Annotated in this window: 22 protein-coding genes; 8 read left to right on the forward strand and 14 right to left on the reverse strand. The window is 65.3% G+C overall.

The window, feature by feature from the left end; translation table 11 throughout:
• Window positions 1-57: 57 nt before the first annotated feature.
• From BGI01S_RS22385 to BGI01S_RS22405, 5 genes are read right to left on the reverse strand one after another with little or no spacing between them, the layout of a single operon-like run.
• Window positions 58-339, reverse strand: coding sequence for a DUF2160 domain-containing protein (locus BGI01S_RS22385; protein WP_042328220.1), 282 nt, complete (start codon window positions 337-339; stop codon window positions 58-60).
• Window positions 339-1,148 carry a carbohydrate ABC transporter permease gene (locus BGI01S_RS22390; protein ID WP_042328222.1) on the reverse strand — a complete coding sequence of 270 codons (810 nt, stop codon included), beginning with the start codon at window positions 1,146-1,148 and terminating at the stop codon, window positions 339-341. Before BGI01S_RS22390 ends, BGI01S_RS22385 begins: the two co-directional genes overlap by 1 nt.
• Window positions 1,138-2,034 (reverse strand): carbohydrate ABC transporter permease, encoded by an 897-nt coding sequence (locus BGI01S_RS22395; protein WP_042328223.1) that lies wholly within the window; start codon window positions 2,032-2,034, stop codon window positions 1,138-1,140. The genes BGI01S_RS22390 and BGI01S_RS22395 overlap by 11 nt, the downstream gene beginning before the upstream one ends.
• Window positions 2,031-3,119: an ABC transporter ATP-binding protein gene (locus tag BGI01S_RS22400; RefSeq protein ID WP_042328224.1), complete on the reverse strand. Its 1,089-nt coding sequence runs from the start codon at window positions 3,117-3,119 to the stop codon at window positions 2,031-2,033. Before BGI01S_RS22400 ends, BGI01S_RS22395 begins: the two co-directional genes overlap by 4 nt.
• Window positions 3,106-4,212, reverse strand: coding sequence for an ABC transporter ATP-binding protein (locus BGI01S_RS22405; protein ID WP_042328225.1), 1,107 nt, complete (start codon window positions 4,210-4,212; stop codon window positions 3,106-3,108). Before BGI01S_RS22405 ends, BGI01S_RS22400 begins: the two co-directional genes overlap by 14 nt.
• Before the next feature lie 472 nt (window positions 4,213-4,684).
• Here BGI01S_RS22405 and BGI01S_RS22410 point away from each other — a divergent pair, with 472 nt between their 5' ends.
• On the forward strand, window positions 4,685-5,419 hold the full coding sequence (locus tag BGI01S_RS22410; RefSeq protein ID WP_042328308.1) for an ABC transporter substrate-binding protein: 735 nt from the start codon (window positions 4,685-4,687) through the stop codon (window positions 5,417-5,419).
• 70 nt (window positions 5,420-5,489) lie between these two features.
• On the opposite strand, the gene BGI01S_RS22415 is transcribed toward BGI01S_RS22410, so the two are convergent.
• Window positions 5,490-5,900 (reverse strand): rhodanese-like domain-containing protein, encoded by a 411-nt coding sequence (locus tag BGI01S_RS22415; protein ID WP_042328226.1) that lies wholly within the window; start codon window positions 5,898-5,900, stop codon window positions 5,490-5,492.
• A gap of 286 nt (window positions 5,901-6,186) precedes the next feature.
• Window positions 6,187-6,546: a hypothetical protein gene (locus tag BGI01S_RS22420; RefSeq protein WP_042328227.1), complete on the reverse strand. Its 360-nt coding sequence runs from the start codon at window positions 6,544-6,546 to the stop codon at window positions 6,187-6,189.
• A 531-nt stretch (window positions 6,547-7,077) separates the two neighbouring features.
• Here BGI01S_RS22420 and BGI01S_RS22425 point away from each other — a divergent pair.
• The 5 genes from BGI01S_RS22425 to BGI01S_RS22445 all read left to right on the forward strand — a co-directional run bounded on the left by BGI01S_RS22425 (window position 7,078) and on the right by BGI01S_RS22445 (window position 13,900).
• Window positions 7,078-8,367, forward strand: a complete 1,290-nt coding sequence (locus BGI01S_RS22425) for an LssY C-terminal domain-containing protein (protein WP_042328228.1) — start codon at window positions 7,078-7,080, stop codon at window positions 8,365-8,367.
• Entirely contained in the window at window positions 8,367-9,620 is a 1,254-nt protein-coding gene (locus tag BGI01S_RS22430; RefSeq protein WP_042328229.1) for an LssY C-terminal domain-containing protein, read from the forward strand. Before BGI01S_RS22425 ends, BGI01S_RS22430 begins: the two co-directional genes overlap by 1 nt.
• A 133-nt stretch (window positions 9,621-9,753) precedes the next feature.
• Window positions 9,754-10,761: a lipase family protein gene (locus BGI01S_RS22435; RefSeq protein ID WP_232624446.1), complete on the forward strand. Its 1,008-nt coding sequence runs from the start codon at window positions 9,754-9,756 to the stop codon at window positions 10,759-10,761.
• A 146-nt stretch (window positions 10,762-10,907) separates the two neighbouring features.
• Entirely contained in the window at window positions 10,908-12,977 is a 2,070-nt protein-coding gene (locus BGI01S_RS22440) for a putative bifunctional diguanylate cyclase/phosphodiesterase (RefSeq protein ID WP_042328230.1), read from the forward strand.
• Window positions 12,978-13,090: 113 nt separating this feature from the next.
• Window positions 13,091-13,900 (forward strand): hypothetical protein, encoded by an 810-nt coding sequence (locus tag BGI01S_RS22445; RefSeq protein ID WP_232624445.1) that lies wholly within the window; start codon window positions 13,091-13,093, stop codon window positions 13,898-13,900.
• Window positions 13,901-13,940: 40 nt separating this feature from the next.
• Here the strand turns inward: BGI01S_RS22445 and BGI01S_RS22450 are convergent, their stop codons facing one another.
• From BGI01S_RS22450 to dapA, 4 genes are all read right to left on the reverse strand, one after another.
• Window positions 13,941-14,393, reverse strand: coding sequence for a bactofilin family protein (locus BGI01S_RS22450; RefSeq protein WP_042328231.1), 453 nt, complete (start codon window positions 14,391-14,393; stop codon window positions 13,941-13,943).
• Between the two features lie 57 nt (window positions 14,394-14,450).
• On the reverse strand, window positions 14,451-14,846 hold the full coding sequence (locus tag BGI01S_RS22455) for a hypothetical protein (protein ID WP_042328232.1): 396 nt from the start codon (window positions 14,844-14,846) through the stop codon (window positions 14,451-14,453).
• The gene (locus BGI01S_RS22460) at window positions 14,839-15,807 is read right to left on the reverse strand and encodes a M23 family metallopeptidase (protein ID WP_042328233.1); all 969 of its coding nucleotides are present in this window, start codon (window positions 15,805-15,807) and stop codon (window positions 14,839-14,841) included. The genes BGI01S_RS22455 and BGI01S_RS22460 overlap by 8 nt, the downstream gene beginning before the upstream one ends.
• Window positions 15,808-16,097: 290 nt before the next feature.
• Window positions 16,098-17,015 (reverse strand): 4-hydroxy-tetrahydrodipicolinate synthase, encoded by a 918-nt coding sequence (gene dapA, locus BGI01S_RS22465; protein WP_042328234.1) that lies wholly within the window; start codon window positions 17,013-17,015, stop codon window positions 16,098-16,100.
• Window positions 17,016-17,455: 440 nt separating this feature from the next.
• Between dapA and BGI01S_RS22475 the strand changes: the two genes are divergently transcribed.
• Complete coding sequence (locus BGI01S_RS22475; protein ID WP_042328237.1) at window positions 17,456-18,748, forward strand: aspartate carbamoyltransferase; 1,293 nt, start codon at window positions 17,456-17,458, stop codon at window positions 18,746-18,748.
• A gap of 46 nt (window positions 18,749-18,794) precedes the next feature.
• Here the strand turns inward: BGI01S_RS22475 and BGI01S_RS22480 are convergent, their stop codons facing one another.
• Together BGI01S_RS22480 and BGI01S_RS22485 are read right to left on the reverse strand one after the other, a co-directional pair.
• A complete protein-coding gene (locus BGI01S_RS22480) occupies window positions 18,795-19,664 on the reverse strand; it encodes an alpha/beta hydrolase (RefSeq protein WP_042328238.1) in 870 nt (289 codons plus the stop codon).
• A 204-nt stretch (window positions 19,665-19,868) separates the two neighbouring features.
• Window positions 19,869-20,645, reverse strand: coding sequence for an NAD(P)H-dependent oxidoreductase (locus BGI01S_RS22485; protein WP_042328312.1), 777 nt, complete (start codon window positions 20,643-20,645; stop codon window positions 19,869-19,871).
• A gap of 74 nt (window positions 20,646-20,719) precedes the next feature.
• Between BGI01S_RS22485 and BGI01S_RS22490 the strand changes: the two genes are divergently transcribed.
• On the forward strand, window positions 20,720-21,628 hold the full coding sequence (locus tag BGI01S_RS22490) for a LysR family transcriptional regulator (RefSeq protein ID WP_042328239.1): 909 nt from the start codon (window positions 20,720-20,722) through the stop codon (window positions 21,626-21,628).
• 74 nt (window positions 21,629-21,702) lie between these two features.
• On the opposite strand, the gene BGI01S_RS22495 is transcribed toward BGI01S_RS22490, so the two are convergent.
• On the reverse strand, window positions 21,703-22,578 hold the full coding sequence (locus BGI01S_RS22495) for an aldo/keto reductase family oxidoreductase (protein ID WP_042328241.1): 876 nt from the start codon (window positions 22,576-22,578) through the stop codon (window positions 21,703-21,705).
• Window positions 22,579-22,585: the final 7 nt, after the last annotated feature.

The following is a 22,585-nucleotide window of genomic DNA, read 5'->3' on the forward strand; positions in this document are numbered from 1 at the left end:
GGGGCATCAACGGAACCGGTCTGTCCAGATACGCAAGTCTTCGGAACCCAACGCCGCTCAACCCTTCCACATGACGATCAGCAGCACGAGCATCGATACCGCGAAGCCCGGCCACGCGCTCGCGTTTTCCGCGCTGACGCCGATCCACGCAAGATTGATGTAAGCGGCGATCAGCAGCCCGATGAACAGCCGGTCGCCGCGCGTGGTGGCTATCGGCAGGAATCCTTTCCTTTCGATGGTCGGCGAGCGGAGTTCCCAAACGGTCATACCCGCCAGCATCAGCACGATGCAGCCGAAAAATATCGCGACCTCGGGCGTCCAGTACATCCACGTGAGCATCAGACTCTCCCCATCGCAAAGCCCTTCGCGATGTAATTGCGCACGAAGTAGATGACGAGCGCGCCCGGCACGATGGTCAGCACGCCCGCCGCCGACAGCACGCCCCAGTCCATCCCCGCCGCCGACACCGTGCGCGTCATCACGGCGGCAATCGGCTTCGCGTTGACGGTCGTGAGCGTGCGCGCGAGCAGCAGCTCGACCCAGCTGAACATGAAGCAGAAGAACGCGGTGACGCCGACGCCCGACTTGATCAGCGGCAGGAAGATCTTCACGAAGAACGCGGGGAACGTATAACCGTCGATGTATGCGGTTTCGTCGATTTCGCGCGGCACCCCCGACATGAAGCCTTCGAGAATCCACACCGCGAGCGGCACGTTGAACAGCATGTGCGCGAGCGCCACCGCGATATACGTGTCCATCAGCCCGACGCTCGAATAGAGCTGAAAGAACGGCAGCAGGAACACGGCGGGCGGTGTCATCCGGTTGGTGAGCAGCCAGAAGAACATGTGCTTGTCGCCGAGAAAGCGATAGCGCGAAAACGCGTACGCTGCCGGCAGCGCGACCAGCACCGACATCACCGTGTTCATCAGCACGTAGATGATCGAGTTGATATAGCCCCAGTACCACGACGGGTCGGTGAAGATGACCTTGTAGTTGTCGAAGGTCACGTGATGCGGCCAGATCGCGAATGCCGACATCGTCTCTTCGTTCGTGCGCAGCGAGATGGACAGCATCCAGTAGAGTGGGATCAGCGCGAACAGGATGTACACCGAAAGCACGACGACGCGCATCCAGCGGTTATTGCGCATGGTCGTCTCCAGTCGTGGCCGGTCCGCCCTTGCCCACACGCTCCATCCAGTTGTAGAGAATGAAGCACAGCAACAGGATGATCAAAAAGTAGATCAGCGAGAACGCGGCCGCCGGACCGAGGTCGAACTGGCCGACCGCCTTTTGGGTCAGGTACTGCGAGAGAAACGTGGTCGAGTCGCCCGGTCCGCCGCCTGTCAGCACGAACGGTTCGGTATAGATCATGAAGCTGTCCATGAAGCGCAGCAGCACCGCGATCATCAGCACGCCGCGCATCTTCGGCAATTCGATGTAGCGGAACACCGCGAAGCGGCTGGCGCCGTCGATTTCGGCGGCCTGGTAGAACGCATCGGGAATCGCGCGCAAACCCGCATAGCAGAGCAGCGCGACGAGCGGCGTCCAGTGCCAGATGTCCATCACGAGCACCGTGATCCACGCGGCGGCGGGACTGGCCGTGTAGTTGTATTCGATGCCCGCGCGATTCAACGCATAACCGAGCAGACCGATATCCGGACGCCCGAAAATCTGCCAGATCGTGCCGACCACGTTCCAGGGAATCAGCAGCGGCATGGCCAGCACGACCAGCGACGCCGATGCGCGCCAGCCGGACGCCGGCATCGCCAGCGCGAGACCCACGCCGAGCGGAATCTCGAACAGCAGCACGCACGCGGAAAAAATAATCTGCCGCCCGAGCGCGCCACGCAGATCGGCGTCGTTGATGATCGCGCGAAACCACTCGGTGCCGACGAACACATGCTGCGTCGGACTGATGATGTCCTGCACCGAATAATTGACCACCGTCATCAGCGGCAGGATCGCGGAGAACGCGACGCAGATGAACACCGGCACCACCAGCAGCCAGGCCTTCTGGTTGACGGGCTTGTTCATCGCACGATCCTTTCGTCGTTGCTGAAGAAGACCGTTTCCGGCGCGGCCAGCTTCAACCAGACCGCGGCTTCATCCACGCGCAAATGCGGTTCGAGCTTGGCCCTGAACGTGTGGCCGTCGCATTGCGCGGTGACCAGTTGGTAATTGCCGAGCTGCTGCACGCGCAGCACCTGCGCCTTCACCGCGCCCGGCTCGCCGTCGCTGACCACGCGCACGAACTCCGGGCGAATCCCGAGCGTCAGCGTGCCGTTCGCGTGCTTCAGCGTATCGAGCGTGTGCGGATCGAGCCGCAGATGCTGCGCGCCGACCCGGATGCCGTCCGCGTCGAGATCGACCGGACAGAGGTTCATCCCCGGACTGCCGATGAAATAGCCGACGAAGGTATGGTCGGGCCGCAGGAACAGCGCGTCCGGCCCGCCCTTCTGCACGACGCGGCCGTTCGTCATCACGACGACTTCATCGGCGAAGGTCAGCGCCTCGACCTGATCGTGCGTCACGTAGATCAGCGTGAGCTTCAGTTGCTGATGGATCTTCTTCAACTGACGACGCAAAATCCACTTCATGTGCGGATCGATCACCGTCAACGGTTCGTCGAACAGGATCGCGGCGACGTCCTTGCGCACGAGGCCGCGCCCGAGCGAGATCTTCTGCTTCGCGTCCGCCGACAGATTGTTCGCCTTGCGCGGCAATTCGCGCGTCATGTCGAGAATCTCCGCCACTTCATGCACGCGCCGCTCGACGTCGCGCGCCGCCATCTTGCGGTTGCGCAGCGGAAACGCGAGGTTGTCGAACACGCTCATCGTGTCGTAGATCACCGGGAACTGGAACACCTGGGCGATGTTGCGCTCCCGCGGACTCAGCGCGGTGATGTCGCGTCCGTCGAACAGCACCTTGCCCTCCGACGGCTTGACGAGGCCCGACACGATGTTCAACAGCGTGGACTTGCCGCAACCGGACGGCCCGAGCAGCGCATACGCGCCGCCGTCTTCCCAGACCATGCTCATCGGCTGCAATGCGTAGTCGTCGAGCGTCGCGGGGTGGGGGGCGTACGCGTGCGCGAGATTCTGGAACTCAATGCGCGCCATGAGCTGCCTCCGGGCCGGACAGCAGCTTCGTGTCCGCGCCGAACACGAACAGCTCGTCGGGGTCGATGTACACGTTCAGTTGCGTGCCGAGATCGATCTGATGCACGCCTTGCAGTTGCGCGACCAGATCGACGCCGCCCTGTTGCGTGTGCAGATGCAGGTAAGTTTCGGAGCCGCTCAGTTCGGCCAGTTCGAGCCGGCACGGCACCGCCACCGAGCGCTCGGTGCGCGGCGCGAGCCGCAGATGGCCGGGCCGGATGCCGATGCGGAACGTGTCGTCGCCGCGCACCGCGTGCATGCTGGCCCGTTCGAGCGGCACGTCGATGCCGATCGGCAGGCGCGCGGTGCCGTCGCCGGTGAGGTCGCTCACCAGCATGTTCATCGGCGGATCGTTAAACACTGCCGCGACGTCGACGTTGGCGGGCGCGTTGTACACGTCGAGCGTCGGGCCGTGCTGCAACACGCGGCCCTTGTCGACGATCGCCGTATAGCCGCCGAGCAGTAGCGCTTCGAGCGGCTCGGTGGTCGCGTAGACCACGGTGGTCTTGCCGTCCGCGAACAGCGTCGCCAGTTCGACGCGCAGTTCCTCGCGCAGCTTGTAGTCGAGATTGACGAGCGGCTCATCGAGCAGCACCAGCGACGAGCGCTTGACCAGCGCCCGCGCCAGCGCGCAACGCTGCTGCTGGCCGCCGGACAGTTCGCTTGGGCGCCGTTGCAGCAGGTGATCGATATGGAGTTTGGCGGCGACTTCGTGCACGCGCCGTTTGACTTCGTCGGCGGGCAGCTTTTGCAGTTGCAGCGGGGACGCGATGTTGTCGAACACCGTCATCGCCGGATAGTTGATGAACTGCTGATAGACCATCGCGAGGTTGCGCTGCCTCACGCTGACGCCGGTCACGTCGTGGCCGTCGGCCAGCACGCGTCCCGACGCCGGGCGGTCGAGTCCGGCCATCACGCGCATCAGGGTGGTCTTGCCGGCTTGCGTCGGCCCGAGCAGCACGTTGATCGCGCCGGGGACGAGCCGCAGATCGACGCCGTACAGATGCGTCTGGGCGCCCGAAACGACTGTCACCCGCTCCAGTTCCAAGACCAAATCGCTCTCCTTGTTCTAAGTGCGTCTCCGGTGCTGCGGATGCCTGTCGCGGCAAACAGGCGTGGTGCGTGATCGTGTTGCGGGTTCCTGGCGCCGTGGTTTCGTTGCCTGGTCCTGCGTGATTCCCTGGCGTTCGGGCGCGCAGCGAGCGCGGCCGGTTTTTTCTGAAAGGAAATCAAAACAACAGAATCGATGTTCCTTTTTGTTCGTTTACGGATAAATTGGTGTTAACCATACAATCTGGAAACGATGGTGTTCCTGACTCCTTACTTTATGCCACCTGACTTCTTTCACTGGAGCCGGCATTTCATTGCTTTCGTAAGAATCGCGTCAGCGTAACAGAAAGGGAGTGGGCCGACGAGACGAGCGCGGCCCGCCACCGTGGGCGGCGGAGCCGTTATGCTGTCCCGCATTAGCGAGCTTCCTGAACCCTCAGACCGCATCGAGAATGGCGGTCGCGACCGGAGCAGTCATGAACATCCCAGCGTCCGTTGTCGCCGCCTTCACGCCGAGCGGCAGGCTGCGCGCGTCGATCAATCTCGGCAATCCGATCCTGGCCAACCGGCGTCCCGACTCCGGCGAGCCGTTCGGCGTGTCGGTCGACCTGGCGCGGGCGTTCGCCGCGAAGCTCGGCGTCGACCTGGAGCTGGTGGTCTTCGATGCGGCAGGCAAATCGGTCCAGGCTGTGAGCGAGGAGCGCGCCGATATCGGCTTCTTCGCCGTCGATCCGTTGCGCGCGGAGGCCATCGCTTTCACGGCGCCGTACGTGTTGATCGAAGGCTTCTATCTCGTACGCGACGATTCGCCCGTCAGAGCGAACCAGCATGTCGATCAGGCGCATAACCGCGTCGCCGTCGGCAAGGGCAGCGCTTACGACCTGTTCCTCACGCGCGAGCTGAAGGCGGCGCAAATCGTCCGCGCACCGACGTCGCCGGCTGTCGTGCAAACGTTCCTCGACCAGACGCTGGAAGTGGCTGCGGGCGTCAAGCAACAGCTCGAAGCCGATGCGCGACAAACCACCGGGCTGCGGTTGCTCGACGAGCGATTCATGGTGATCCAGCAGGCGATGGGCACCCCAAAGAGTCGCGGGGCCGCTGCGGCGAATGTGCTGAGCCAGTTTGTCGAAGCGATGAAGGCGTCGGGATTCGTGGCCGACGCGCTGACCCGGCATGGGATCGTTGGCGCGTCGGTCGCACCGGGGGCGTAGCGCGGAGCGATTCGGCGGGACGACTGCGACCGCAATGCTTCATGGACGGGGTCGAGACTCGCGCCGTCGCTCACTCGCCAAAGGCCGTGGTTAGCGGAAAACCCTCATCGAGCCAGCCTGTCACACCGCCGGTCATGATCTTGACCGGGCGGCCGAGTCGAGCGAGTCTTATCGCGGCACGCGTTGCGCCGTTGCAGTGAGGGCCCGCGCAATAGGTGACGAACAGCGTATCGGGCGGGTAGTCGGCGAGCTTCGACGCCACGATCTTGCCGTGCGGAAGGTTCACGGCGCCGGGCACATGGCCGCCGCCGAAAAGCGCCGGGCCACGCACGTCGAGCAGGACGAAATCGACCGACAGCGGATCGTCGCTCGCCAGTGCCGCGTGGACGTCGGCGCAATCTGTTTCAAAGGACAGTAGCGTACTGAAATGCTCGAGCGCGGCAGCGCTATCGGCGGCCGGAACGGCTGAGACCGGGGACATATGAAGCTCCTTGTGCGTGGGGTGTCGCGAAGGATTGTCCCGTTCTCATGCGAGATCGACCACTGGCGCAATCGACAGTTTCCGGCAACATCACGCCATAGCGCAGCGCAGCCCGGGCGATTCGCGTCCGCGCCTCAAATGGCCTCCCTGGAACCGAAATGCCGGTGCGTTTCTCGCGACGGCGGCATTCGTTTCGCCATCGCCGCCGCGCGCGGACATGCCGATGGCCCGCCGGCTTCGCTGCGAACGAAAGCCCGCGTGGTCAGAAACGCTGAGGGTGGCCGCCTTACAGGCAGGCGTTAATGTCAGCCGCGCCCGCGCTGGCATCGCCACCGCCGCCGGCCCCTGGACGAAAGCCAACCCACGTCTTGCTGTTGCCCGACCACGAAGGCCGCACGAGCGCGGCCGCGCCATTCGGAGGCTGCTGCCCCGGAACATAGACGTCCATCGCCTGATTGTTCGCCACGATTACCTGCGATATGACTTGCTGTTGCGAGCGGTCCGCCCATCTCTGGGCGATACATTGCCAGACCGCGGAGACCGGCTGCTGACTTTCGCCGACCGTTTGCGCGTTCGGCGGCATCGGTGCGTTCGCACAGGCGGTCAAGGTAGCGGCAGTCACGACGAGAAGTGGTAACGATTTCATTTTTTCATCCCTCACTTGGATCCTCGTTTCTATCGGTGGATGCTACGTCCGGGGAGCATGTGCTCCGGCCTCGAACGATTCGCATCACTCGAACCTTTCATGACATGCGTTGCTTAAAGCACTTTTCGGTAACGACTGGCGGTGATCGAACCTGAACGAGCCGCACGGAGCGAGACCCGCGGCAAGGTGGACGGCTGTCGCTGTTCGAGCATGCCGTCGATGAAAGCAACGTGCGCCGCTGAGCCCGTCTCCAACCGGATGCTCGGCCTGCCGATCTCATCACAATGACGGTTATCGGCCGATGTGAAAATCGGCCTTTGGTCCTACGCGGCAAACGTCGGCCGTTCGACACTGTGCGAGGCCTCGATCTTGTCGATTTTTGACGATGGCACGCTCGAAGCCGCACACTATAATTCCACTCGCATGGCGTGGAAGGTACGACAGGGAACGGCCTGCATTTGCCGTCAAGCTCGCTTGATATCGGCCCCATCGACAGGAATGCCGTCCTGGCTCGGGGCAAAAGGTTACGCGATGGACTGCATCGTGAATCGACGGCTGGCTGCATGGGTCATCGCCTTCGCATTGTGCGGTTGCACGGCCGCCACGCTGCAAAGCGCGGATGAAAGCGGCTATAAGAGCCGCGCCGTGAGTCGTTTCGAAGGCGGCGTCCGCGTTTCCGCGGCAGTCCTTTCCGCGCGGGAAAGCGCCGCCGTGTATGGCGTGCCGCTCGCCGAAAAAGGCATTCAGCCCGTATGGGTCGAAGTGCAGGACGACGACACCGCCAGCTACTTCCTGATGTCGCCGGGTCTCGATCCAGATTTCTTTCCCGCTTCCGAGGCCGCCGAGGCATTCGGCGACAGCACCCTGCGTGGCGGCGGCGCCGAACTCGAGCAGCGCTTTCGCGCGCTCGCCTTTCGCAACCCGGTCCGGCCGGGGCAAACCGTATCGGGCTATGTGCTGACCAACCTCAGCGAGGGCGCGAAGCTCGTGCAACTGGACCTGGTGGCAAGCGAACAGGCGCGCACCTTTTCGTTCCTGATAGTCGTGCCCGGCTTCTACGCCGACTACCACGTCAGCGAGGTGTTTCGGCGCGATATCTATCCGCCGGACAAAATCGTCAACTACACGGACGACGACGCTTTTCGCGCCGCACTCGAAGCGCTCCCCTGTTGCACAACTAACCAAAGCGGTTCGAAGAACGGCGATCCTATCAATCTCGTCATCGTGGGCGGGCTGGACGATGCGTTTCCTGCGTTGGTCCGTCGCGGCTGGAGTCCAACCGAACAGAAATGGTCCGGCGCGATCATGAAGACGGTCACGTCCGCGCTCTCCGGCGACCGCTACGTCAATGCGCCTGTCAGCGATCTCTACCTGTTCGGCCGCGCCCAGGACCTGGCCTTGCAGAAAGCGCGCGACACCATTCACCAGCGCAATCACCTGCGACTCTGGCTAAGCCCGATGCGCTACCACGACAAGCCCGTCTGGGTCGGCCAGATCAGCCGGGATATCGGCGTGCGTCTCACGTTTCATTCGCCGACGTTCACCACGCACAAGATCGACCCTGACGTCGACGAAGCGCGCACCGCGCTGACGGAAGACATGGCCTATTCGCAGAACCTTCAGAAGATCGGCTTCGTCAAGGGCGTGGGCGTCGCGTCGCAAAGCGCTCCGGGCGAGAACCTCACTACCGATCCGTATTTCACCGACGGCTATCGCCAGGTGCTCGTATTCGACCGTCAACCGACCTCGCTCTCGGGGATCGAATTCCTGCCGTGGGAGGCGGCCGCGAAACTCAACACGCTGCCCGCGGGAGCAAAATGATGAGTGACTCGCGATCGCCGCGTCGGATATGGAAGCAGGCGGCGGGCAGCGTTGTCCTCGTGCTCGTTCTCGCGGGCTGCACGACGTGGACCGCGCCGGCCGCTATCGACGATGCGCCGCTGCGCGAGCGCGCGGTGAGCGAGTCGAAGCAGAACACGCGCGTGAGCGTCGCGGTGTTGGGATCGGATGACAGCAAGCGCATCTTCGGCGCCGATCTCAACAGACACAACGTCCAGCCGCTGTGGATCGAAGTGGAGAACCATACTTCGCAGACCTTATGGTTGCTGCATTCCGGCACCGATCCCAACTACTTCTCGCCGCTCGAAGTCGCGTGGTCCATGCACACGCTGCTGGGCGGCGCGACGAATGCGGACATCGACAGTCATCTGAACAGGCTCGGCTTCAGAAATCCTGTTCCCGCCGGCGAAACCCGCACGGGGATTCTGTTCACCAACCCGGACCGGCAGATCAAACTCGTCAATATCGATCTGCTCGGCAACAGGACGCTGATCCCCTTCTCGCTGTTCCTGCCCGTGCCCGACGATGTCGCCGACGCGCATCTCGTTCTAACGCCGTTCCTGTACCCCGACGCCGACGTCACCGACTATCACGACCTGGCTTCATTGCGCGCCGCGCTAGAACGGCTGCCGTGCTGCGCGACCGACGAGCACGCGGCAACGGCGGCCGATCCGTTGAACGCGGTTGCCATCGGTACGCTAAGCGACATGGGGGCGGCTTTGGTGCGTCGCAGCTACCGTCGCGACATGCGGAAAAACGACCTCGCGCAACGGGTGTTCGGTCGCCCGCCCGACATCGTCCTGCGCAAGGAAGCGCAAACGGGCGCGCCCTCCACGTCATTGCGCGCGTGGCTCACGCCCATGCGCTTCAACGGCACGCCGGTGTATCTGGTGCAGGTCGGACGGCCTGTCGGCGGCCGCTTCGCACACCGCGACGCGGACGGCGGCGCGCTCCATGAAGACGTCGACGAGGCAAGAAATTATCTGATTCAGGACATGATGTATTCGGGCGGTCTGGATAAGCTCGGCTTCGTGTACGGCGTCGGCCCATCACCCCAGGAACACTCGCGCACGACGCTGAACGGCGCGCGTTATCACACCGACGGGCTGCGCGCCGTGATGTTCTTCGCAACGCGCCCCCTAAGTTTCACGAACGTGACCATTCTCGACTGGGTCCCGTATCTGGAACAGCGCGAGCCCACCACGCACGAGGAGAGCGGCGATGCCGGCAAATAACCCGGTCTGCGCGCGGCGTGGCCGCGTTGCGCTGCGAACGCTCACGCAGGCGCATGCATGGAGCGAGGGCCGAGCGGCTCTCGCCGTCCTGGCCGTCTGCGTAGCGCTCGCAGCGTGCGCCGCGAAGCCGCTCGTGCCCTACGCAACGGACACACCGCCGCTGATACTCGTTCCCGCATCCCAGGCCGGCGTCCAGGACAAGCGGGCGCGATTCCGTGAAATCTACTGCGCGGTACTCGAAGCGCACGGCGCGGCGCTCCCCGATTACCGGCCTTGCGAAAGCGCACTCACACGCGTCGGCACCGAACCGCCCGGCACCGGCGCGCCGGTCGTGCTGGGACAATCCACACGGCACCTCGTGGCGGCGGTGGTTGCCGGCATCGGATACGACTGCTTCAAACCGTGGCTCAACGCACCGGGCACCGTCACGACCCAGTTACGGCAAGCGGGCTACGACGGGTTCATGCTCGACGTCGACGGCTTGTCGAGTTCCGCCCACAATGCCCGCCAGATACGCGATGCCGTCATGGCGATGCCGCTGCCGGACGGACCCGCGCGAATCGTGCTGATCGGTTACTCGAAGGGGGCGCCCGACATCCTCGAGGCTGTCGTCGCCTATCCGGAGATCCGTAGCCGCGTGGCGGCCGTCGTCAGTGCGGCCGGTGCCGTCGGCGGCTCGCCGCTAGCGAACGACGCGGAGCAGTATCAGGCCGATTGGCTGCGGCACTTTCCTGGGGCGACCTGCACCTCGGGAGACGGCGGCGCGGTGCAGAGCCTGCGCCCCGCCACCCGCAAGGCGTGGCTCGCGCAGCATCCGCTGCCGGGCGAGCTGCGTTACTACTCGCTCGTGACGTTCCCTGAGCCGCAGCGTATATCGTCGATACTCGAGTCGAGTTACGACAAGCTCTCGCGCATCGATACGCGTAACGACAGCCAGGTGATCTTCTACGATCAGGTCGTGCCCGGAAGTTCGTTGCTCGGCTACGTCAACGCGGACCATTGGGCCCTGGCGGTGCCGATCGCCCGCTCTCACGCGACTATCGGCGCGCTGTTCGTCACGCAGAACGCTTACCCCCGTGAGGCGCTGACGGAGGCGATTCTGCATTTTCTGGAGGAAGATCTGCCGGCATCCGGAAAGTGAAGCCCGGCGTGTCTCACGCCGCATATCGAACCTCATCGCCGGGCAGCGGTGCGGGCGCCCCTCGGCCGACTGGAAATGAGCTAAATAAAAGCCGCGAACTGTCGATAACATGTCCAGCCGCTTCCCTCCCAGCGGTTGGACCTAACATGCAGAGTTCTTATAACCTTTGGCTCGTGGCCATTTCGTTCGTCGTTGCGACACTGGCGTCGTACACGGCGCTCGATCTGACCGGCCGCATCTTCCTGCTGGCGTCGGCGCGGCAGCGGCACGCGTGGCGGCTGGGCGGCGCGGCGGCGCTCGGGGTCGGCATCTGGTCGATGCACTTCATCGCGATGCTCGCGTTTTCGCTGCCGATCCCGCTCGGCTACGATGCCGCGACCACCGCCTGTTCGCTCGGGCTGGCGATCGGCGCGTCGTATCTCGCGCTGTTCGCGACGACACGCTCGCGCCTCACGCCGCGCCGCCTGCTGGCCGGCGGCGTGCTGATGGGACTGGGCATCGCCGGCATGCACTACACCGGCATGGCAGCGTTGCAGATGGCGCCGGGCATCCGCTATCAGCCGGGCTGGTTCGCGGGATCGCTGGCGATCGCGATCGGCGCGTCGAGCGCCGCGCTGTATATGGCGCGCGCACTGAGTAACGACGCGCAGCGCCACGTCGTCCGCAAACGTTTCGGTGCGGCGCTGGTGATGGGCGTCGCGATCAGCGGCATGCACTACACGGGCATGGCCGCCGCCGGCTTTGCGCCCGGCGCCGTGTGCGGCGCGGCCAAAGGCGTGGACGCCTCGTGGCTCGCTACCTCGGTGATCCTGCTGACGTTCGCCATCCTGATCGTCACGCTGATGCTGTCGCGTTTCGGCGCGCGCGCCACGTTCCTTGCGAGCGCGATCGCGAGGCTGAACGGACAGATCGTACGGCTCGCCAGATTCGATACCCTCACCGGCCTGCCGAACCGCAGCACGCTGACCGAACGCATCGAACGCGCGCTGAGCGGCGCGCGCCGGCAGCGCTCGACGTTCGCGATCCTCTTCATGGATCTGGACGGCTTCAAGACCATCAACGATTCGCTCGGCCACTCGGCGGGCGACGCCGTGCTGACCGCGTTCGCGCAACGCCTGCAGCAATGCGTGCGCGCGCACGACACCGTCGCGCGACTGGGCGGCGACGAGTTCGTCGTGCTGGCCGAACACCTCGGCTCGCGCGAGGACGCGGGCGCGCTGGCCGAAGGCGTGCTCGAACGGATGCGCCGCGGCACGTGGACCGACTCGCAGCCGCTGCAGGTGATGCCGAGCATCGGCATCGCGCTCTATCCGCACGACGGCGATTCGGTCGAAACGCTGCTGAAACACGCGGACGCGGCGATGTACGAAGCCAAGCGCGCGGGCCGCAGCACCTATCGCTTCTTCGAGCGCAGCATGAACGAGGCGGCCACGCGCACGCTGCAGATTCAGAACGCGCTGCACGACGGACTCGTCGCCGGCCATTTCTCGCTGCATTTCCAGCCCAAGTTTCACGGCGGCGGCGACTCGCTGGCGGGCGCCGAGGCGTTGATCCGTTTGCATGACCCGCAGCTCGGCGCATTGACGCCGCTCGAATTCATTCCGGTCGCCGAGCGCTCGGGGCAGATCGTGCAGATCGGCTACTGGGTCGTGCGCGAGACCTGCCGCCAAATTCGCGGCTGGATCGACCAGGGTCTGCCGCCGATGAAAATCGCGGTCAACCTGTCGCCGCGCCAGTTGCTGCAGCCGAATCTCGTCGCGACCATGCTCGATATCGTCAAGGCCGAAGGCGTCGCGTGCGAGCAGATCATGTTCGAGATCACCGAGACCGTGGCGATGCAGGACGCTCCGCGCACCATCGAAATGATCCGCGCGTTCCAGGCGAGCGGCTTCGAGATCGCGATCGACGATTTCGGCACCGGCTATTCGAGCCTCGCCTATCTGCAGCGTTTTCGCGTGAAGCAGTTGAAGATCGACCGCTTCTTCACCAACGGACTCGACGAGCACGGCGCGGAAGGCAGCGCGATCGTCTCGGCGATCATCGCGCTCGCGCACTCGCTGGAAATGGACGTGGTGGCCGAAGGCGTCGAAACCGAATCGCAACTCGACAAGCTCAGGTCGATGATGTGCGACGAGATGCAAGGCTTCCTGCTCGGCAAACCCGTCAGCGCCGACGACTTCGGCGAACTGCTCAGGGGAAGAATGATGGCTGCGTGAGCATGCCTGTCCTGTGAACCACGCAGCGCCGTGGTCAGCCGAGTAGCGACCCACCGCACGACCCCGTTGACGACGAACAATCCAGAACAAACACATCCGGTGGTGGAGAATTCATGCAATTCGACGTAGCGACGTTCACCTCGTTGTGCCTGATTACATTCGTATGCTGCGCGCTGATCACGGCCGCGTTGTCGCGGATGTTCAAGCAGACCGCCGCGCTGCGCTTCTGGGCAGCCGGCTTCTTTCTGCTCGCGACGTCGTCGGTGTGTTTCGCACTGCACCGCACGTGGCGCTTCGATCTGCTGTTGCTCGTCACCGCGACGCTCGCGCTGCAAAGTCGCATTCTGCTGTGGGCCGGCACGCGCGAACTGTTCGGCGCGAGTGCGCCATGGCGCGCCGGGCTCGGCGTGACCGTGGTGTTCTGCGTGCTGTACGGCGCCGCGCTGATGCTCAAGGCGCCGGTCGCGCTGCGCGCGTCGCTGCTCGCGCTGTTCTTCCTGCCGGTCCGGGTCGCCACGCTCTATGAAGTGTGCCGCCGGCGCCGTCCGCATCTCGGCGCGGCGCGCGTGATGGTGGTGATCGGCGGGACGATCACGTCGCTCAACGCGATCGTGCCGCTGAGTCTCGTGCTGCTCGACCGCACCAATCTGTCGCTGCTGCTCGGCAATCCGCAGACCACCTCGGCGCTTTACGCGGTGGTGTTCGCGGGCGACCTGCTGCTGGCGAGCGGATTGATCGTGCTGGCGTTCAAACTGGTGACTGTCGAGCGCGACATGCTCGCGACGCTCGATCGCCGCACATCCGTGCACCTCGCGACGAGCCGCGCAATCCGCACGCGGCATACCGCGCGCACGACATGGGGCGACCTGGGCGGCCACCAGGACATCGCGCCGCACGCCACCTCGCTGCCGCACGCCGTCTGACGCACAACGCGAAGCACCGTTCGACGCACCACGCGGCCGCCTAGCCGGCCTTGCGTTCCTTGCGCTCGTCGCGCGACGACTCATCCACCGCGACCAGCAACGGCGGCGCGGCCTGCATGGCCTGCGCCGCTTCGCGCCTCGTGAGCTTGCCGTCGACAGACGCGCCGCAATCCATCCTCAGTTGCTGGTAGTAGATGTTGCCGGTCACATGCGCGTTGGCCTGCAACTCGACGAAGTGATCGGCGATCAGATCGCCGACGATCCTGCCGTTGACCACCACGTCGTAACCGTGCACGTTGCCTTCGATCGAGCCGCGCTCGCTCAGCACCAGCAGTGTCTGGGTGCCGGGCGCGCCGCTGACGTTGCCCTGCACGTGGCCGTCCATGCGCAGACCTTCGCTGAACTGAAGGTCGCCGGTGATCCGCACGTCGTGGGCGATCAGGGTGGCGAGCTTGGTCTGTTCGATGCCCGCGCGTTTTCTCTTGCTGAACATAACGGTTTATCTATCCTCGAAAATGAAAGAGTCGTCGCGTGATGGTTGGGCTTCGGCTCAACGGCGCGACGCCGGTTGCGCCTTGCTCTGCCCGCGCAGAAACCGCACCTCGGCGTCGAGCCGGGCGACATCGGCGGCCGCGCTGTCGGCCGTCTTCTGCACGGCGGCGCGCGCGGCCGACTCCTGCTCCAGCGCGAGCCGCGTGCGGGCGAGTTCGGTCTGCTGCTGGCTTTCGTCGACGGGTTCAGACGCGCACTGCCCCGCCGCCGCGCCGCCGCGCTGTGCATGCCACGCGGCCAGCGACGCCGCGCCGACCAGCGCGCCGAGCACGCACGCCCCGGCCCACATGAGTGCGCGCACGGCCAGCGGCCGCGCGGGCTGCAGCGTGTAGGCGCGCCGGCTCAGCGCGTCCCCGGCGCGGGTGATCCGCCGGCCGAGCCATCGGTTAGCCATGAGGCGCGGGCGCGAATAGCGCGAGATAGTCGACCGGATTGACCGGCGCGCCGTTGACCAGCACTTCGAAATGCAGATGCGGACCGGTGGACCGGCCGGTCGAGCCGACGTCGGCCAGATACTGGCGCGGCAGCACCAGATCGCCGACGTGGGCGACGATCCGCGACGCGTGCCCGTAACGGGTCATCAGCCCGTTGCCATGATCGATTTCGACCGCGTTGCCATAGCCCCCTTTTTCGCCGGCGAACACCACGCGGCCGCCCGCCGCCGCCAGAATCGGCGTGCCGGTTCTCGCGACCAGGTCGATGCCCGGGTGGAAGCTCAAGCGATGCGTGAACGGATCGGTGCGGTTGCCGAACGGCGAGCCGAAGCGCGCGCCGTCGGCGGGCATGCGGCCGGGAAAGGCGGCATAGGCGAGCGCGTGATCGGCGGTTTGCTGTTCGAGCGCCGACAGCGTCGCGGCGAGGCAATCGAGTTGCCGGCGTGTGCGTTCGGTATCGGCCTGGCCGCGCGCTTGCGGCACGAGCTCGCTGCAATGCCGGGGCGGCAGCGCGGGACCGCCCGCGCCGTCGGTGGCGGACAGCTCGGCAGTCGACGCCGCCGGCATGGCCGGCGCGGCCGCCGCGCGCGGCGCCGGCCGTGGCGTATTCAGACGCGCTTCGAAATCGCGCAGCGCGCCGACCTGCGCTGTTAGCCGCGCGATGCGCGGCTCGATCTGCGCGACCGACGCGCTCAGCTTGCCCAGTTGATCGATCGCGTAATCGTGCTCGACGCGGTTCGCGGTTTGCGCGCCGCCCGCGTCGTGCGCGGGCCAGTGCCTGCCGATCGCAACGCCCCCGGCGAGCGCCAATACGGCCGCACCGCATGCCGCGCCCAGCGCGATCGACAGCGCGGTGCGGCGCGTGACGAAACTGACCGAGCCGCTGGAAATCCGGCTGCCGACGCTAAACACGGAAGCCATCAGCGACTCCTCGCGCGCGCTCGACCCGCTCCTCGAAGCCGGGGGTACGCGCTGCGGCACAGGTCGACGAACATCGGAGCGTTCGACGCGCCCGGCATGCGACGCGTGGAGAAACGGGACAGGACTGACTGCATAGGGCATCGGCCGGAGACGGACCGGCGTCGATCGGAACCAGGGGGCGTCGATTATCGCCCGGCTGCGCTAAGCCTCATCTCAAATACTGGACGATGCTTAGACATGCAAAACACAGGCCGTCGGCCGTGTTTTGCATGCACCGCGTCACGTCACGATCAGGCCGACATTTCGGCATCCTTCGCGATTTCATTGGGCTCATCCAGCGCCTTGAGCCTCGCCACGAGCGCGTCGCTGGCGCGCGTCATCGGCATGCGCAGTTCGTTGCGGATCAGCCCTTGCGCGGCGAGCAGCGCCTTCACCGGCGCGGGGTTCGGTTCGGCGAACGCCGCCTGGATCAGCGGCGCGAGCGCATGAAAAAGACGCCGCCCGTCGTCGAGCCGGCCATGGGTCAACGCGCGATACAGCGCAACGAAGCGCTCGGGCCGCAGATGCGCGGACGCCGCGATCGCCCCACTGCCGCCCAGACACAAGGTGGTGAAGATCGCCACGTCCTCGCCGGCGAGCACTTGCAAGCGCCCGTCGCGGATCAGCGCGAGCGTGGTATCGAGCGACCCCGCGCAATCCTTCACGGCCTGGATTCGCGGATGCGCGGCGAGCGTGAGCAGCGTGTCCAGTTCGAGTCGCACGCCGGTTCGGTACGGGATGTCGTAGAGCACGACCGGCTTGTCGCTGGCATCGGCCAGTGCGGTGAAGTGGCCGATGATGCCTGCTTGCGAGGGCCGGATGTAGTACGGCGCGGCGATCAGCACGCCGGCGATCGGCAGCGCGTTCAATTGCTCGATGCGCTCCAGCATGCTCGCGGTGTGATTGCCCGATACGCCGACGAGCACGGGCAGCGGCCGCGCGCCGGTTGCCCCCGGTTCGCCGCGAGCAGCGTCGAGGATCGTCGCCAGCACCGCATCCTGTTCGGCGGCATCGAGCGCAGCGGGCTCGCCGGTCGTTCCCAGCGCGACCAGCCCGGCGGCGCCCGCATCGGCATAACGGCGCACCAGCGAGCGCAGCGCGGCGTGATCGACCGCGCCGTCGGCGAACGGCGTAATGAGCGGAATCCAGATACCCGAAAAATCAGACATGTTTCTACCTCGATGACGCGACCGTATCGATTCCGTTCAGCGGTACGAGGGAAAACTCAGGACAGGCCGCAGGCGGGCGGTTGACCGGCTATTCCGTCGCACATCTGACGACGGAACAGCGTGCTCCGGTCAGATGAGCGGCTGTTTTTTGGCTTTGGCGCCGACGTTCGGGCGGTTCGAGCGGTGGCTCGAACTGTCGTTCGTGCTGCTGCGAACGCGCGACTCGTCCGCGCGCGCCACCGCGACGCTTGACGAAGCGTCATCGGCGAGGGTCGACGGGCGGAGTCGGAACGTGGGGCCGGAGTGCATGAGCCGCAGTGTAACCGGCTGCGACGCCGTCTGGCAAAGCGCGTCCCGAAAAGCGCTTGACTTCTCCCGCCAGCGAACTAATATACGCACCGCGTACATTAACCGCCCACCCCTTCCCGACAGGTGCCGCCATGAGCGTTCCGCAACAAGCCTTCCTACGCGATGCGATGCGTCGCATGAACATGACGCGCGATACGTTCGCGAGCCGCATCGGCGTGTCGCGCCGGGCGCTCGACACGTGGCTGCTGCCGGACGACTCGCAGGAATCGCGGGCCATGCCGGAAATCGTCGAGCGGTTCGTGTCGGAGATTGTCGTGAACGGCGACCCCGCCGAAAAATATACGCAGAGCGTAGATTCACAATCGCTCGCGAGCCAGGTGCTGTTCGAAGGCCGGCCGCAGTTGCTGTCGGTCGATCAGTTTTCGCGCGACTCGGTGGAGGCGCTGTTCCGGGTGGCGGACATCATGCAGCCGATCGCCCGGCGCCGGAAAATCTCCCGCGTGCTCGAAGGCGCGGTCCTCGGCAATCTGTTCTTCGAGGCCAGCACGCGCACCCGCGTGAGTTTCGGCGCGGCGTTCTGCCGGCTGGGCGGCTCGGTGTGCGACACCACCGGCTTCACGTTTTCGTCGATGGCCAAGGGCGAGTCGATCTACGACACCAGCCGCGTGATGAGCGGCTACGTCGACGCGCTGGTGATCCGCCATCCGGAGCAAGGCTCGGTGGCCGAATTCGCGCGCGCCACCAACGTGCCGGTGATCAACGGCGGCGACGGCCCCGGCGAGCATCCGAGCCAGGCGCTGCTCGACCTGTACACGATCCAGCGCGAGTTCTCGCGGCTCGGCAAGATCGTCGACGGCGCGCACATCGCCTTGGTCGGCGACCTGAAGTACGGGCGCACCGTGCATTCGCTCGTGAAGCTGCTGGCGCTGTATCGCGGCATCAAATTCACGCTGATCTCGCCGCCGATGCTCGAAATGCCCGGCTACATCATCGAGCAGATTTCGCGCAACGGCCACGTGATCGAGCAGACGCACGATCTGCCCAACGGCTTGCGCGGCGCCGACGTGGTGTACGCGACGCGCATCCAGAAAGAGCGCTTCACGGACGAATCGTTCGAGGGCTACACGCCCGATTTCCAGATCAATCAGGCGCTAGTGGACAGCGTGTGCGGCGCCGACACGCTGATCATGCACCCGCTGCCGCGTGACAGCCGGCCGGGCGCGAACGACCTGAGCGTGGACCTGAACCACGATGCGCGGCTCGCGATTTTCCGTCAGACCGACAACGGCATTCCGGTGCGGATGGCGATTTTCGCGGTACTGCTGGGTGTCGAAAAACTGGTTCAGCATTCGATGCGCGATGCCGCGTGGCGCCCGCCCGCCTATCTCGGCCCGGACGACGCGGTGTTTCACGGCATCGACTGAACGGCGCGGAGCGCGGTTTCAACACGCGGCAACTGGCGCGCGGCGTTCAGCTCGCGGCGCTGGTGGGGTTGTCTGCCAGGTGGCTCGCCACGTGCGCGCGCCTGAACGCGCCGGCAAAGAACAGCACCTGATACTGCACCGCGTTGGCCCAGTACTTCCACGTGTGGCCGCCTGGCCGCTCGGTGTAGGCATGCGGCACGCCGAGTTCGACGAGCCGTTCGTGCAGTGTGCGGTTCGATTCGACCAGCGAGTCGTTCACGCCGCAATCGATCGTCAGCGCGATATGCGCGTTGCCAAAGCCGCGCGCGTTCTCGACGATCGCCTCGCTGTTCCAGAAGCCGGCATCGCGGCCCGGATCGCCGAACACCTGCTCGATGCCGGGCTCGTCCTCGCTGCCGCGCGGATCCACCGCGCCGCTGATGCTGCCCGCCGCGCCGAATTCGTCCGGCCGGTCGAGCGCGATATGCAGCGCGCCGAATCCGCCCATGCTCAGGCCGGTAATCGCGCGTGCCTCTTTGGTCGCGAGCGTGCGGAAATGCGCGTCGACGTAGGCCACCACTTCCGTGCCCACGTAGGTCTCGTAGCGGCTGCGCGGATTGACCGGACTGTCGATGTACCAGCTTTCGTGACCACCGTCCGGCATCACGAGAATCACGTGATAGCGGTCGGCCAGTTTGCCGATGTGCGAATTCGCGGTCCAGTCGGTGTAGTCACCACCGGAGCCATGCAGCAGATAGATGACGGGAAAGCGCTCGGCGCTATTGCCTTGCGCATATTGGTCGGGCAGCACGACGGTCGCGTCGAACGATTCGTGCATCGCCGCGCTGGGAATGGTGACGACGCGCGACTGGAACGCCCACGCGGGCGCCGCGACGAGCAACGTCAGAATGAGCCAGAACGCACGAACTGAATTCATGGTGTGTCGCTCTCCTGTAGGTGTCCAAAGAACACTTCCGTCATGCGGCGGCCAACTTCCGTCGATGACTCTAGCAATGGCGACTTACAACCAAATTTCAGCGAAACATACGATCTGGTCAGGCGGATAGACGTGCGAACGGTCGCGCGTCTATCCGCGCGCTGCGCGTGGCCTCGGATTCAAGCGCCACGCCCCAGCAATCGCCTATTCGACATGCGCAGCGAAGCCGACCCGGTCCGGCACGAGATCGTCCCGCAACGTCAGCGCCGGAATCGCATACGCGCCGCCGTTCTGCTGCCGGAACGGTATCGGCTTTGTCGTCCACAGGTCGTCGAGCCGTTGCCCGAGGGCGTCGCGCACCGCGCCGTAATTTTCTTCATCGATCCTGCTCGTCCGGTACACCACGAACGGCGGCAACACGTCGAAGCCGGGGTAATACAGAATGCCGTGCTGGATCGGAAACAACACGTCGTCCATCGGGCCATTGATGCCTCGCGGACTGTAGTGCGACTCCCAGCCGCCGGTCGTCACCATCAGCATCGCGCGCTTGCCGGCGAACTTGCCCTCTCCGTAGCGCTCGCCCCAACGCGCGTCCGAATGCTCGCCGACGCCATACGCGAGACCATACGCATAAACGCGCTCCACCCAGCCCTTCAGAATCGCCGGCATCGAGAACCACCAGAGCGGGAACTGCAAAATCACCGCGTCGGCCCACATGAGCTTCCCCTGCTCACGGGCGATATCCGCGCTCTGCAAGCCGTTCTCGAACGCATGCTTCGACTCGCGCGACGGAAAAAAACGCTCGTTGGCCTGACGCTCGATGCTGTCGTTCGCATCGAGCGACGCCTTCCATTGCATCGCGTACAGGTCGGAAACCTGCACGGCGTGTCCCGCGTCCTGGAGACGCTTGAGCGCGAAGTCCTTGAGCGAGCCGTTCAGCGATTTCGGTTCGGGGTGCGCATAAACAATCAGAACATTCATGACCATGCCTTTCTTCGTCATTGGATGACATCACGATAGGCGCCGCTCCGGTATATTGGAAATGAATTCCCGATATGTCAGGTATTGCGATGGTTAATCTCAGGACGCTCGACCTCAACCTGCTGGTCACGCTCGACGTGGTGCTCTCCGAGCACAACGTGACGCGCGCTGCCGAACGGCTGAACTTCTCGCAGCCGTCGGTCAGCGTGCATCTCGCCAAACTGCGCGACGTGTTCGGCGACCCGCTGTTGCTGCCCGGGCCGCGCGGCATGCGGCCCACCGCGCGCGCCGAGGCGTTGCGCGAACCGTTGCGCGACGCGCTCGCCGCGCTCGAACGCGCGGTGGCCCCGTCGAGCCCGTTCGATCCGGCCATGGCGACTCACACGTGGCGGGTCGCCGCGAGCGATTACGCTGAGTCGACCATCATCCTGCCCGCGCTGGCCGGCCTGCGCGCGACGGCGCCGGGCACGCGGCTCGCCCTCGTCGAAGCGGCGCCGCCGCGCATTGCGAGGCAAGCGGAACGCGGCGAGATCGATCTCGCGTTCCACACCAGCGAAGGCTCGCCCGAAGGTTTGCGCCGCCGCGTGCTATTCGCGGAGCGCTATGTTCTGGCGGGTCGCACGAATCATCCGCGACTCAGGCGCCGGCCCACGCTCGCGCAATTCTGCAAGCTCGAACACGTGATCGTGTCGCCGGTGGGCGGCGGTTTTGTCGGCGTCACCGACGAGGTGCTCGCGCAAAGGGGACTCACGCGCAAGGTGGCGCTGTCGGTGCCGCATTTCCTCTTCATGCTGTCGGTGCTCGCCAGCACCGACCTCGTCGGCATGCTGCCCGAACGGTTGGTGCGCGGCGTCGGCGCGGTGCGAATGGTCGAGCCGCCCGTCGAGGTGCCGGGCTACGAGATGGCGATGCTGTGGCACGAGCGCTCGCATCGCGATCCGGCGCACCAGTGGTTGCGGGAGCAGATCGCGGGCGCGGTGTGATGCGATCGGGGCGCGTTGCGGACTACGCGCGCGCCGCCGCACTTCCACACGTCAGTCGACCCGCGCCATCGTGCTTAGCCTTGGGCCTTGCCGATCGCGTCCAGTTCATCGAGCACGTCGGCGGTCAAATTCAATTGCGCCGCCTGCAGGTTTTCGTGCAGATGCACCGTCGACGACGTCCCCGGAATCAGCAAAATGTTAGGTGACCGATGTAATAGCCACGCGAGCGCCACCTGCATCGGCGTCGCGCCGAGCGTCCGCGCAATGTCCGACAGCGCCGACGATTGGATCGGCGTGAATCCGCCGAGCGGAAAGAACGGCACGTAGGCAATACCCTTGCTCGCGAGGTCGTCGAGCAACGCGTCGTCGTCACGATGCACGAGGTTGTAGTGATTCTGCACGCAGACCACCTCCGCGATGCCGCGCGCCTCGTCGATCTGCGCGGCGGTCGCGTTGCTCAGGCCGATGTGGCGCACGAGTCCGCGCTGCTGAAGTTCCGCGAGCGCCGTCACCTGCTTTTCGACCGAGCCTTCGGCGGGCTCATGAATGCTGCCCATGAACCGCATGTTGACGACGTCCAGCGCGTCGAGGCCGAGATTGCGCAGGTTGTCGTGCACGCCGCGTTCGATATCCGCGGGTTCGAGCGCCGGCAGCCATGCGCCGTCGCTGCCGCGCGTCGCGCCGACTTTCGTGACGATCACGAGATCGTCCGGATACGGATGCAGCGCCTCGCGGATCAACTGGTTGGTGACGTGCGGCCCGTAAAAGTCGCTCGTATCGATGTGATTGACGCCCGAGGCTACCGCCTCGCGCAGCACCGCGAGCGCCGCGGCGCGGTCCTTCGGCGGCCCGAACACGCCGGGCCCGGCAAGCTGCATCGCCCCGTAGCCCATGCGCCGAACCGGGCGGCCGGCAAGCGAAAAGGTGCCGGTAACAGTGACCTTCGACATGACGCGC

Origin of the sequence: Paraburkholderia ginsengisoli NBRC 100965 (assembly GCF_000739735.1) — a bacterium.
Lineage (GTDB): Bacteria > Pseudomonadota > Gammaproteobacteria > Burkholderiales > Burkholderiaceae > Paraburkholderia > Paraburkholderia ginsengisoli.